Below are 12949 nucleotides of genomic sequence, written 5' to 3' on the forward strand. Positions count from 1 at the left end.
GTGCGTTGTATTAAAAAATTAAAATACAACTTATGGGAAAAATTTACACTAAAAAAACACCTACAAAACAAATTTTAATGCCTAAAAAAAGTACATTAAATTTTATTTTAAACTACTCTAAAGCTTTGCATGTTCAAAATTATAAAGGAATGCAAGTGGATTTGATTATTAATTAGTTGTTTTCATTTATTTGAAAAAGAGACCAATAAAATTGCTTCATCGTGGTTTTAATTGGTCTTTTTTTTGTTTTTCTTGTAATATTCATGGATAACTTGTTTTCTGCCAATAGATTTAGTAATGATATCTTTATCTAAATTCCAAGCACGAGCGGGAGAATACTCTCTACCATACCAAATAATTTGCAAGTGTAAATCATTCCATTTTTCTTTCGGGAATAATCTTTTGGCATCTTTTTCTGTTTGTTGTACATTTTTACCATTCGTTAAATTCCAACGGTACATTAAACGATGAATATGAGTATCTACAGGAAATGCGGGAACACCAAATGCTTGAGCCATTACCACGCTAGCAGTTTTATGTCCAACAGCAGGAAGTTCTTCTAAAGCTTCAAAACTTTTGGGCACTAAGCCGTTATATTTTTCAATTAAAATATTTGACAAACCATAGATTCCTTTAGCTTTCATAGGCGATAAACCCACTGGTTTTATAATTGCTCTAATTTCTTCGACCGATAATTTTACCATATCGTATGGATTGTCTGCTTTTGCAAAAAGCAAAGGAGTAATTTGGTTTACTTTTACATCTGTACTTTGTGCAGACATCAATACTGCTATTAATAAAGTATATGGATCTTTATGATCTAAAGGAATGGGAATGTGCGGATACAATTCATTTAACGTATTTATAACGAAATCTACGCGTTCACTTTTTTTCATATGGTGTATTTTAGTACAAAAATAAGCAATATGACCACAATAGAAGTAGGAGATAAGGCTCCAAATTTTAAAGGAATTGATCAAGATGGAAACGAACACAAACTTGCAGACTACAAAGGTAAAAAACTAGTTGTTTTCTTTTATCCAAAAGCTAGCACTCCAGGTTGTACAGCAGAAGCTTGTAACCTAAGGGATAATTGGAAACACTTTCAAGCCAAAGGTTATGAAATAGTTGGAGTGAGTGCTGACTCTGCAAAACGACAACAAAACTTTAAAAATAAATATGAATTACCTTTTCCTTTAATTGCAGATGAAGAAAAAGAAGTAATTAATGCTTTTGGAGTCTGGGGTCCTAAAAAATTTATGGGTAAGGAATATGATGGCATACACCGTACTACATTTGTAATAGATGAAACAGGCAAAATTGAAAATGTTATTAAAAAAGTAAAAACAAAAGCACATACAGAACAGATATTATAAATTTTTCATTTATTTCCTGATATTTATTTAACGCAATCATTTTTAATTATATAGCTTTTAATAATTTATTTTTTTTTATTTTTGGAACACAATTATAGTTATGAAAAAAATACTCTTAGCCGACGATCACGGTATTGTAAGAATTGGGATATCTAATGTGATAAAACAAAAATATCCAACTGTAAATGTTTTTCAAGCGGAAAATATTTTTGAAGCCAACAGCATTGTAAACGATCAAATAATAGATTTTGCTATCATTGATATTAAAATGCCTGGAGGCAGCAGTATTGATTTGGTTAAGCATATTAAAGTAATACAGCCAAGAACTAAATTACTTATGTATTCAGGTTTAAACGAAGAACAGTACGGACATCGGTTTTTAAAGCTAGGTGTTAACGGTTTTTTAAGCAAACATGAAGCTGTTGAAGAAGTTTTAAATGCAATTGAAGTAATTAACTCTGGAAAAACCTACATTAGTAAAGACTTAGCTAATAAAATGAAAAATAATTCGACAAATTCTTTAGATAATTTATCGGCTAGAGAACTCGAAATTATATCTTTAATGTCTGAAGGTTTTGGAAATCTAGAAATTTCGAAAGAATTAGATTTAAAAACATCTACCGTAAGCACTTATAAAAAACGTGTTATGGAAAAATTTAATGCAGAAAATCCTATTGATTTAATAGATAGATATAGAAGCTTAATTTTAGAAGATGTTTAGTTATTTAATTTTATGGGTTAATAGCATATAAAATTCTGTACCTTTTCCTTTTTCACTATTAATTTCGATTTTTGCATTCATAAGTTTCCCTGTTTCCGAAACTATGTGTAATCCAAGACCTGAACCTGATACGTTTATTTTTTCATTATCGCTGTTATCAAAAACTTTTTTATATCTCTCTAGTGTCTCCATACTCATTCCGGCTCCAGTATCTTTAATTTTTAAAATTAAATTGTTCCCTAATTTTTGAAGTTTTACTTCTATTGTTCCATTAAAAGTGTTTTTGATGGCATTATCTAAGATGTTATGTAGTATAACGGAAAAATAATTTCGGTTTAAAGAAAAGTATACATCTTCTTTACTTTTAATTTCTAATAGGTTCTTTTTTTGTTTTGCCATCTGCTCAAATAAGCCTACTTTTTCATCTACTAGCTTCCTAATGTTAGATGACTCTATAAGATTGGCATCTGTTTGAATAATTGCTTTCGAAAAATCTAAGATATTTTGTGTAAACTCTTTTAATTTTTCTATTGAAGAACTCAGGGCTTCTATGTTTTCGTATACATCTCTCTCTAATTTTTTATCCTTTAAGCCTTGTTCTAAATATTCAATTCCGTAAGCCAAATATTGTAAAGGACTTTTAATGTCGTGAGAGATAGATGCTACAATTTTTTTTTGATTTTCTAACTGATTTTCGAAGTATTTTTGAGATTTCCTTAAGTCCTGTATGGTAGATTGAAGTTGCCTGGTTTTTTCATCGATAATTCTTTGTAATTGGTTACTCTTGTTCTTCTCGTGATTTATAATTACAAAAATCACAAAAACAACTAACAAGCCAATAAACATTATTAAACTTACTTTAAAAAAATTGGTTTCGTGCCAGAACATTTCTTTTTCTAATTGCATGCTAGTAATGATAGCTTTATTAGATGTTCCTAGGCTAAAATTGAGTTGATGTTTGCCATGTGGAAGACTAGTAAAAACTAATTTACCATCCGAAATTGATGAGTATTTAGATAAGTTAGTATTGAGCGGGGATGTAAAATTAATGGTTGGCAATTTGTTAAAAGCTAAAGCATCAACATGAATTTCAAGATTTTTAAAATTTTTTGGGATTTTAAAGTGCGTAGTTGGTAAATATGATTTACCATCTAAAATAATTTCGTCAATAAAAATTTCTTCATTTGCTAATTTGTAATCTAAAAAATCTTTTGGATTAAATTTCACCAAACCATTTAAGCTAGGAAAAATAATATTGTTATTCTTATCTAAGTATTCACATGGATAACAACCACCATTAAACTCATTAATAGCTAATCCATCTTGTGTATTAAAATAATAGTAATTAATGTATCCTTTTTTTCCATCTATATAAGCTAAGACTTCATCTTTATTGGCTTTAAAAAGACCTTTATTTGTAGGCAGCCAAATATTGTTGTAATCGTCTTCAACAATATGGTGTACAGTTTTTAAATAGTTTAAATTATCGTAAGGCAGTTTAGTTAATTTTTTATCTGCTTTGCTGTAATGAAAATAACCATTGTTATAGCTGCCAATCCAAACATACTTTTTTGTTTCTTTAATAGTTCGAACAATGGTGTTATTTAATCCAGGAATAGAGTCTATTTTATTAGATGTAGGCTTGTAAATAAATAGACCGTTATTTGTACCTATCCATAATTTGGAGCCATCAAGAGATTCATTAATGTAATATATTTCATGCTCGAACTTAAATAAAGTATCAAGTTTTGTGTTCGCTTCATTTAAATTATTTGTCTTAAAAAAATAAACTTGGTTAGAATTATTGAAAGACTTTGTACTTATATATAATTCATTCTCTTTAGAAACGTAAAGCACGCCTAAATCTTCTTTAAAATCCAAAAACAAATCTTCTTTGTATTTTAAACTTTCAGCATTATACCTAAGCTTCATGATTTTTCTGCGCTTTGCAGCATAAAAATTATCATTTTGATCTCTGGGGAAGTATTGATTAATTAATAAGTTATGACCAATAGCATCGGTCTTAATAATTTTTTGATCGTGAATCACTAAACCATTGGGCAAAAAAATACTGTCTTTTTGATTCCAATTAAAGGCGTATATTAAGTTTTTAGAGCGGTCTTCTTTAAGCTGAATAGTAGTAAACTTACTTGGTTTACTAATACCTAAGCCATAAGCCCAACTACCTGAATACAGTGTGTTATAAGTTTCATCTTTATATAAGCAAGTTGTAAATTTATTGGTAACATTAAAATTAGCGTGAACTTTATCTAGTTGTAAGCCTGTTTCTTTATTCGAGAATATAAAAATTTGACTATGTAATGCTATAAAAACTTGGTCATGGGCTTTGTTATAGTATACATTTTTAATCTTAGAAGTCGCTGTTTTGTATGCATCTTCAAATTGAAGTAGGTCAAAATTAAACTTTAAAATTTTAGTATTTAAAATCAAAAACCAATCTTCATCTACAACAAGTGATGCAAGCAAACCCTTGAATTTTTGCTTGGGAAATTCTTGAAGAATTCTTTTATTTTTATTGATTAAATAAAAGTTTTGAGCTGTACTAGCAACATAAACTAAACGATTTGCAAGCTTATGGTAGAGTAAATTAACATCTTCTTGTTCTATAATTTTTTCGAATACAAAAGTTTTTTTTGAAATTTCTGAAAACTCTATTTCAAGATTATCTTCGATAGAACTATAAAACTGTGGGTTTAAGTTTTTAATAAAAACCGATTCGTTTTGAGATGTAGCAGCAAACAAGGTATCATTTTTACGATAAAAATGATCCATTCTTTGTGTTTTTAAACCTTGGATGCTTGAAAAAACTTTAAATCTTTTTCCATTAAACCTGACTAATCCAGACTCCGTAGCAAACCAAATAAAACCATCATTATCTTTGGCAATATCTTTAATTGAATTTTGCAGCAATCCAGAATCATCATCATACCAGGTATCAATAAAATCTTGAGCTTGACTAGATGATATAAAAAAAAAGCAAAGTAATGCCTTAAAAAATGCTCGCATTAGGATAAGATTGATTGGTAAATATATAAAATTCAAATGATTAGTAAGAAGGAAATTCTATATACATATTTTGATAATCTAAATCCATAAAAGCATCATCAAGAATTAAATGTGTATTTGTAGAAATGGTATTTTCAAGCACTAAAGGCCGATCTAAAACAAAACCGATTTCTTCTAAAGCTTTTTTGAGTAAAGGTTCAGACGTAGTTCCTAATTCTCCTAAATTATTAAAATCTTCATTAAGAGAAATGCTAGGCGGAATTCCTTCATCAAAATCAGTATAATTGTTGGCGTTTTTTAATTTTGAAATTAAAGGTTGTAAAGCATATGTATGCGCTAAAGAAGCATTTTGCCTTCTGTAATTATCCGAATCGTAAAGCGTAGTTGAAGCTTGGTATTTACCAACCGTACTCGTACCAATTTGAACAACATTTATATAAGGAAGTAATCCAGAAATAACCATTTCACTTGCAGAAGCTGTACTAGGAGATGTTAATATAAAAACTCTCGATAAATTTAAACTGTTTAAACTTCCACCGTTTCTATTTTGAGTAGTAAAATTAATTATTTCATTTTCAAAATTAGCATTATATTCTTGCGTAGCGAATAGCTCGCTAGCAAATTGCCCTGTAATCATAGAAGCTAAATCTACACTTGTACGTAAATCTCCACCACTGTTGTAGCGCAAATCTAAGACTAATTCGTTTACGCCTTGTGCAGCAAAATTTCCGAAAACAGCATTTAGTTGGTTTTCTTGTCCACTTCTAAAACCATTGTACATTAAATAAGCAACGGTAGAAGATGAATTTTCGAAAATTTCAGTTTTATGAATAGCTTGTTCTGTAAGTTGAATTTTTTCAAGAGCAATTTCTTGGTTTGTATCTTGTAAGTTGCTCTCGTTTAATTCGGCTAAACTAATGCTATAGTTCGAACCAGAAAAAAGCGAACTAAAATCGGTGTCTTCCGATAAACGTACTGCATTTACTTTATTAAATAACATTCCACGTTCAACACCAGCATTTGCAGCAGGCGAATTAGGTAGCACGTATCGAACATAACCAAAAACATCGTTAGAATTATTTAGTTGAACTAAGCCGAAACGCATACCATTATCTAGGCGTACTCCATTTAATGCATCTTCTAATTTTCTAAAATCGCTAACAATAATGCTGAAACGATCATTGGTAGTAATTAAATTATCAAAAAGTGCTTCGGGAGTTAAAAATGTTTCTAAATAAGTAGTGTAATCTTCTACAGTGTTAAAACGATTATCAGCTAAATCTGGAACTTCACTTTTATTCAAATAAAAAATATTCATGGCCTTCCAAATAAAATCATTTAATTCGAGCGCATTAGCAGGCCTAATTGCATCATCTAAATCATCTTGGCAACCAAAGCTTAGCATACTTAGCAAAGCAACCAAAACCATTAGCTTGGTATTTTTCATATTTAATTTTTATTAAAAATACATATCTAAAACAGAATAGAAAAAAATATGTAACAATATTTATAGTAATTCGTTTTATAGGTAAGAGGTTTTAAATGAATTCGACTCAGTTTATAGAAAATATACAAGCTTTTGAAGCTAAAATGTACCGCTTAGCTAAGTATATTTTAACTTCTGAAGATGCTGCAAAAGATGCTTTACAAGAAGTGTTTATGAAATTGTGGCAACAAAAAAATAAGTTGAATACTGTAGATTACCTTGAAGCTTATGTAATGCGAATTACTAAAAATTATTGTTTTGACCAATTAAAGCTAAAAGAAAACCAAAATTTGAGACTTTTTACTGAAGAAATTGAAAACGAAACAAACGAAGAAAATTATACAGTTGATAATGAAAGAGAAAAGAAATTAAAAATTCAACTAATTAAGGCTGCTTTAAATGAATTACCTCCATTACAGGCTTTGGTTATGCAATTGCGTGATTTAGAAAATTATAGTTTTAATGAAATTGCAGAGATTTTAACTATAACTGAAGGTGCAGCAAGAGTAAATTTATCAAGAGCAAGAAAAACAGTAATTAAGAAAATTAAAAATAAGAGCTTATGAAGCCTAACGACAATATAAAAATTGAAGCTTTAGTAACTCGCTATCTAAAGGCAGAAACAAGCAGAGCAGAAGAGGAGTTGCTTAAAAAAAAGCTATTGTTACCAAAATATAAAAATGCCTATCCTGAAATTGCATATTTATTAAACTATGCTTCAGCCATAAAGGCTGAAACTAAAAGTCCTTTTAGTGTTTCAGATTTTGTGCAAAACATAGAAGCTAAAAAACAAAATAAAAAATCGTTTTCAGATGCTTTTATATCTTTTTACAAATACGCAGCTATATTGATTATTGCTTTAAGTGGAGTTTATTTCACATCTCAATATCAGAGTAATATACAAAAAAGAGAAATGGCAGAAATGGCTTATTTGCAAACCAAAAAAGCTTTATTAATAATCTCTAATGAAATGAATATGGCTACAAAAAACCTTTCAAAAATTGAAGATTTTACCCAAGAAACTCAAAAATTTATTAACCCCTAAAAATGAAACAAATGAAACAAATGAACCAAATGAAACAAATGAACCAAATGAAACAATTAATTCAATTATGTAGTCTTGCTATTATACTATTCAGTGCAAGTCTTAATGCACAAGATTTCGAAAAATACAAAGAAATGAATGGTGTATCATCAGTTAATATCAATAAAAATCTATTTAAATTGATGAGTCAAATGGATTTAGAAATTGAAGATCAAGAAGCACAAGAAATGCTGGAAATGATTAATCAACTCGAACACATTCAAATATTTACTACATCTGACCCAAAAACTATGGCAATGCTAAATAAAGATGCAGCTAGCTATATGAAAAGTCAAAAACTAGAAGAGTTGATGAACATTAATGGTGAAGATGGAAAAAAAGTAAAGTTTTATTTTAGACCAGGTAAAAATGAAGAAATAGTGAAGCAACTCTTTATGCACATTAACGATCTAGACGAAAGTTTAGTAATTATGATTGAAGGCAATGTAAACCTATCTCAGATTGGTAAATTAGCAAAAGAATTTAACCTGCCAGGTTCCAAAGAATTTAACAAACTTGAAAAAAACAACTAATATGATTTCTTTATTTACAAAAATAGCTCTAATGTTTACTATTTTGTTGTTAGTTTCATGTTATACAGAACCAAGCTTACAGCGTTATTTTGTTGATAGTAGCGAAAATAAGGTTTTTCAAAATATCAGTTTAAGTCCACAAAGTTTTATTAAAAATGCAGAAAGCTTAAGCGAAGAAAACAGAGCACAATTAGAAAATATCACAAAACTTAATGTGTTAATGTTGAAAAATGATTCAAAAAACGATGTTTATGAAACCGAGTTAAATAAACTGAATAAAATTTTAAAGCAAGAGCAATACAAACCGCTTTTAAATGCTGGTGAACCTAGTAAAAGTATGGAAGTACTTTATGTTGGAGAAGGAAAACAAATAAAAGAAATCATATTTTTTGGTAACGATAAAAGTACGGGGTTTGTAGTTGCTCGTGTACTTGGCAATGATTTAAGTCCAGAAAACATTTACAAAATCATGCTTTTAGGCAATCAGCTAGATATGAGCGAACTAAGCAAAATAATAGGAGATTTCACCCAAGGGTAAATTTGAATTACTTATAAATGTTCTCGTTGTTCTTTATAATCATATTGTAAATCTTCATGAACAGCGTTTATTTTTTTATCGAGCATGAGTAAATTTCGCTCATATAAATTAGATAAGCGTTTATCTTTTAATACATTCGGTTTTAGTTTAAGCATTTCTGCTAAAAAATGAAGTAAAAGCTCAATTTCAGTCGATTTGTTTTTAGAAAAACGAATGTATTTTTTTGTTTCCTTAAGTAGTTTCCTAACAGATTTTCGCATCCAATAGTAATTTTTATTATTAATTTCTTCAAATTGTTCAGCGATGTGTGTTTTTATGTGAGCTACAAATTCAGATTCATTTTCAGCATCGAATAATAAATAATGTAATAATTCTTTGTTTTCAACTTTATGCTTAGCTATGCGAAGTATCATTTCAATTAATTGATCGCGCGAACTAAATTGTAATTCTTTCTTGATGTTGACAAGTTTAGGAGCTGTCATAAGATTTCATTTTAAACGAAAATACATTAAATTATAATTTCCGTATATTATTTTGAAAGCTTATTACAAGCAAATATTAGGCTTGTTAAAAATATACTCGTTTCACTCTATAATTTATATTATGTTAAATAGTAAAATATAAAATAAAGAAGCTTGGTTTGATTCCCTAACTTCCTATTGTTTATCATAATATCATTCTTCTATTGGCTTACCTAAACATTTCGTTTATTTTAGATCTTAGTTTTCTATTATAATCTTCGAATAGCCAGTCCCTATAATTTTTTGTGTTATTAATAATACATTTTGAATATTGCGAAATGCGGTCTTGTATGTCATCTTTTAATTCTCTCGATAAAATTCGGGCATCGAAAACATCTTCAGAATTTTCAACACACATTTGAGCATGTTGATTTACAGATTCTTCTAATACAAGCTTGGATTTCTCTCCGTTATTTACCGTTTCATCGTAACGCTTTTTTATATCGAAACCAATATTTTCGGTATTTTTGAACAATTCTCGTACTTCATCGGGCATAACATATCTAAACTGACTTTCAATTTCTTCGTCAGATACCATATTATCTAAAAAGTAATCTGGATTTTTAAAGATTAATTGCCAATCTACATTTGCATCCCAAGGACCAAATCTCGCTAAATTGTTTCCAAGATCAATAACATTAAAATAATCTTTGTTATCTAATTTTCTAGATCCCCTTCCAATCATCTGGAAATAAAGTGTAAGCGATTTAGTTGCTCTATTTAAAATAATATTTTTAACCGTAGGTTCGTCAAAACCTGTAGTTAAAATACTTACTGATGTTAAAATAGCATCCGGTTTTTCATGAAACCATTTTAAAATATCGCTTCTTTCTTTTTTAGAGTGCGTATTATCTAGATGTTTTATTTCGTAACCTGCTTCTTTAAAAGTTTGGTAAACGTACCACGAAGTATTAATACCATTATTAAAAATAAGCGTCTTCTCCCCTTTGCATCGCTCTTCGTAAGCCTGCATTAGTTTGGTTTGCATATTCATGTTGGTATACAAATCTTCTGAAGATTTTACTGTGTAGTCTCCATTTATACCAACTTGTAGTTGACTTAAACCCACATCGTAGGTATACATATTTGCTTTTGCTAAAAAACCTTGTTCAATTAAAGAAGAAATAGAATCACCTACAATTAGTTTATCGTAATTCCTATTCATAGGTAATTTAATGTTCGAACTTAAGGGAGTTGCGGTAACACCTAGCACAAAAGAGTCTTCTACATGCTTAAACAGCTTAGTAAACGAATTGTAATGTGCTTCGTCTATAATGGTTAAACCAATATTATCTACATTGAGTTTTTCTTCGTTTAATCGATTATTTAAAGTTTCGACCATAGCCACAAAACACATGTAATCGTTCCCGTCGGGTAATTCTTTAACTTTACTGTTAATAATTTTGTTGCGCACACCAAATCCCTTGAGCATTTTAGAAGTCTGTTTACACAATTCAATACGATGTGTAAGTACAAGTACTTTTTTTCCTTTTTTTTCTATATAACGACGTACAATTTCAGAAAAAACAACAGTTTTGCCACCACCAGTTGGTAATTGGTAAAGCAGATTATAGTTGTCTGGATAATTCTCTATATAATCAAAAATCTTCTGCAGATCTCGTTCTTGGTAGTTGTATAGCTCCTTCTCTTCAGTTTCTCTAGACATAAAATGACTGCTTGTTCTAATTTTGATTTTGCAAAAATACGTACTTTAAAAGCTATTCTGAAAGCTTTACACATAAATTATAAAGTAAAGTTTTTAAAATAATTGCTTACAATAGACCAAAACCAGTACTAAAAAATTATTTTTGTTACCTGATAATTTAAACCGATAACTTTGGAAAATAAAAAAGCACTTAAATTAATTAAATTAATTGTTGAAGAATTAAATAGCAACGGTATTAAAGTTGAAAAACAACTCGAAAATCTGAAGAACTTACGGGCTTTAGCTGTAGAAGAAGAGCTTCCGGTTGTAGCAAAAACACTGCGTTTAGTTTATGAACATTTAGAAGAATATGAAACTTTTGTAGCTCCTATTCCTCAAGAAGAAATATTTAATGATGAAGGAGAATTAGAAGAGCAAGAAAAAATTACAGGCTCAGATAGTTTGGTTTACCTTATGAATTTAATTAAAAACTGTGAGAATAAACTGAATCTTTCCGAAATTAGAGAGTATAACACCTACTTAGAAGAGTTTTCAATTTAATACAATATGGGAAGAGCATTCGAATTCAGGAAAGCACGTAAAATGAAACGCTGGTCTGCTATGGCTAAAACTTTTACTCGCCTAGGCAAAGATATTGTTATGGCTGTAAAAGAAGCTGGACCAGATCCAGATACCAATTCTAAGTTGCGTGCGGTTATCCAAAATGCCAAGGCTGTAAACATGCCCAAAGATAATATAGAACGTGCCATAAAAAGAGCATCAGACAAAAACCTAGGTGATTTTAAAGAAGTATTGTTTGAAGGTTACGCACCACATGGCATAGCCATATTAGTTGAAACCGCAACGGATAACAACAACCGAACTGTTGCTAACATTCGTTCGTATTTCAATAAAAGTAATGGAAACTTGGGAACTTCTGGGTCTGTTGAGTTTATGTTCGACCATGTTTGTAATTTTAAAATACAAGCTCAAGACTCTATTGATGTTGAAGAATTAGAACTAGAACTGATTGATTTTGGTGTTGAAGAAATATTTTCAGAATCAGAAGAAAATGCCATTGTAATGTACGCTCCATTTGAGTCTTATGGAAATTTACAAAAAGAACTAGAGAATAGAAATTTTGAAATAATTTCTTCGGGATTTGAGCGTATTCCACAAACCACAAAAGAACTTAGCGAAGAAGAAAAGGAAGAAGTAAACAAGCTCCTAGAAAAAATTGAAGAAGACGATGATGTGCAGAATGTTTATCACAATATGCTAGAAGAATAAAAAAAAATCCTGAATATTATTCAGGATTTTTTTTTTTACTAATTTGACTATTAAAGTTATTAATAAATTGAAATTGATTTGTTTCTTAGTTAACAACTCTAATTAATTTACATCCCGTACAAATACAATAGAAAATGTAAACTGGGAAATACAATAATTAATGAATGAGCTAAGTAACTGCATTTGATGATTTGATAAGGATTACTTCATCATTTCGTCAAAAATAGATCTCATCAAGCGAGTTTTATCATTTAAACTTTCCTCCATAGATATCATGGTTTCGGTTCGATAAACACCGTCAATATCATCTATTTTAAAAATAACTTGCTTTGCGTGTTCAGTATTTCGAGCACGTACTTTACAGAATAAATTGAATTTTCCTGTAGTAATATGAGCAACCGTTACATAAGGAATTTCATTAATTCTATTTAAAACAAATTGAGTTTGCGATGTTTTTTCTAAAAATATACCAACATAAGCTATAAATGAATAGCCTAATTTCTGATAATCTAAGGATAACGAAGATCCAGTTATAATTCCTGCTTCTTCCATTTTTTTAACACGCACATGTACTGTACCTGCAGAAATAAGTAACTTCTTAGCAATATCAGTAAAAGGTGTTCGTGTGTTGTCGATTAGCATTCCTAGGATTTTGTGATCCGTTTCGTCTAATTTAAACTTTGCCATTTTAAACTTTTTAAATAATGAATTGACAAAATTAGATATAT

15 protein-coding genes are annotated in these 12949 nt (G+C 29.5%); 9 read left to right on the top strand and 6 right to left on the bottom strand.

Features of this window, described 5'->3' with window-relative positions:
- Window positions 1-32 precede the first annotated feature (32 nt).
- Window positions 33-176 carry a hypothetical protein gene (locus IEV63_RS09375; RefSeq protein WP_188406550.1) on the top strand — a complete coding sequence of 48 codons (144 nt, stop codon included), beginning with the start codon at window positions 33-35 and terminating at the stop codon, window positions 174-176.
- Between the two features lie 51 nt (window positions 177-227).
- On the opposite strand, the gene IEV63_RS09380 is transcribed toward IEV63_RS09375, so the two are convergent.
- Window positions 228-896, bottom strand: a complete 669-nt coding sequence (locus IEV63_RS09380; protein WP_188406551.1) for an endonuclease III domain-containing protein — start codon at window positions 894-896, stop codon at window positions 228-230.
- Window positions 897-926: 30 nt separating this feature from the next.
- Between IEV63_RS09380 and bcp the strand changes: the two genes are divergently transcribed.
- Entirely contained in the window at window positions 927-1376 is a 450-nt protein-coding gene (gene bcp, locus IEV63_RS09385; protein ID WP_188406552.1) for a thioredoxin-dependent thiol peroxidase, read from the top strand.
- A 100-nt stretch (window positions 1377-1476) separates the two neighbouring features.
- Complete coding sequence (locus IEV63_RS09390) at window positions 1477-2097, top strand: response regulator (RefSeq protein ID WP_188406553.1); 621 nt, start codon at window positions 1477-1479, stop codon at window positions 2095-2097.
- On the opposite strand, the gene IEV63_RS09395 is transcribed toward IEV63_RS09390, so the two are convergent.
- Window positions 2098-5124 (bottom strand): sensor histidine kinase, encoded by a 3027-nt coding sequence (locus tag IEV63_RS09395; protein WP_188406554.1) that lies wholly within the window; start codon window positions 5122-5124, stop codon window positions 2098-2100.
- A gap of 40 nt (window positions 5125-5164) precedes the next feature.
- Window positions 5165-6571 (bottom strand): GFO_1087 family putative carboxy terminal peptidase, encoded by a 1407-nt coding sequence (locus tag IEV63_RS09400; protein ID WP_188406555.1) that lies wholly within the window; start codon window positions 6569-6571, stop codon window positions 5165-5167.
- A 95-nt stretch (window positions 6572-6666) separates the two neighbouring features.
- Here IEV63_RS09400 and IEV63_RS09405 point away from each other — a divergent pair, with 95 nt between their 5' ends.
- The 4 genes from IEV63_RS09405 to IEV63_RS09420 are packed head-to-tail and all read left to right on the top strand — an operon-like array spanning window position 6667 to window position 8765.
- Window positions 6667-7176: a GFO_1088 family ECF-type sigma factor gene (locus IEV63_RS09405; RefSeq protein ID WP_188406556.1), complete on the top strand. Its 510-nt coding sequence runs from the start codon at window positions 6667-6669 to the stop codon at window positions 7174-7176.
- Complete coding sequence (locus IEV63_RS09410) at window positions 7173-7655, top strand: hypothetical protein (protein ID WP_188406557.1); 483 nt, start codon at window positions 7173-7175, stop codon at window positions 7653-7655. Before IEV63_RS09405 ends, IEV63_RS09410 begins: the two co-directional genes overlap by 4 nt.
- Before the next feature lie 11 nt (window positions 7656-7666).
- Window positions 7667-8227 (top strand): GFO_1090 family protein, encoded by a 561-nt coding sequence (locus IEV63_RS09415; protein WP_188406558.1) that lies wholly within the window; start codon window positions 7667-7669, stop codon window positions 8225-8227.
- A gap of 1 nt (window position 8228) precedes the next feature.
- Complete coding sequence (locus tag IEV63_RS09420) at window positions 8229-8765, top strand: GFO_1091 family lipoprotein (protein WP_505891267.1); 537 nt, start codon at window positions 8229-8231, stop codon at window positions 8763-8765.
- A gap of 11 nt (window positions 8766-8776) precedes the next feature.
- On the opposite strand, the gene IEV63_RS09425 is transcribed toward IEV63_RS09420, so the two are convergent.
- Complete coding sequence (locus IEV63_RS09425) at window positions 8777-9247, bottom strand: hypothetical protein (protein WP_188406560.1); 471 nt, start codon at window positions 9245-9247, stop codon at window positions 8777-8779.
- Between the two features lie 208 nt (window positions 9248-9455).
- The gene (locus IEV63_RS09430) at window positions 9456-10952 is read right to left on the bottom strand and encodes a DEAD/DEAH box helicase (protein ID WP_188406561.1); all 1497 of its coding nucleotides are present in this window, start codon (window positions 10950-10952) and stop codon (window positions 9456-9458) included.
- 171 nt (window positions 10953-11123) lie between these two features.
- Between IEV63_RS09430 and IEV63_RS09435 the strand changes: the two genes are divergently transcribed.
- Window positions 11124-11492 carry a hypothetical protein gene (locus IEV63_RS09435; RefSeq protein WP_188406562.1) on the top strand — a complete coding sequence of 123 codons (369 nt, stop codon included), beginning with the start codon at window positions 11124-11126 and terminating at the stop codon, window positions 11490-11492.
- A 6-nt stretch (window positions 11493-11498) separates the two neighbouring features.
- Window positions 11499-12221: a YebC/PmpR family DNA-binding transcriptional regulator gene (locus IEV63_RS09440; protein ID WP_188406563.1), complete on the top strand. Its 723-nt coding sequence runs from the start codon at window positions 11499-11501 to the stop codon at window positions 12219-12221.
- Between the two features lie 201 nt (window positions 12222-12422).
- Here the strand turns inward: IEV63_RS09440 and IEV63_RS09445 are convergent, their stop codons facing one another.
- Window positions 12423-12908: an Lrp/AsnC family transcriptional regulator gene (locus IEV63_RS09445; RefSeq protein WP_188406564.1), complete on the bottom strand. Its 486-nt coding sequence runs from the start codon at window positions 12906-12908 to the stop codon at window positions 12423-12425.
- Between the last annotated feature and the right edge of the window lie 41 nt (window positions 12909-12949).

Origin of the sequence: Psychroflexus salis, assembly GCF_014640175.1 — a bacterium.
GTDB lineage: Bacteria > Bacteroidota > Bacteroidia > Flavobacteriales > Flavobacteriaceae > Psychroflexus > Psychroflexus salis.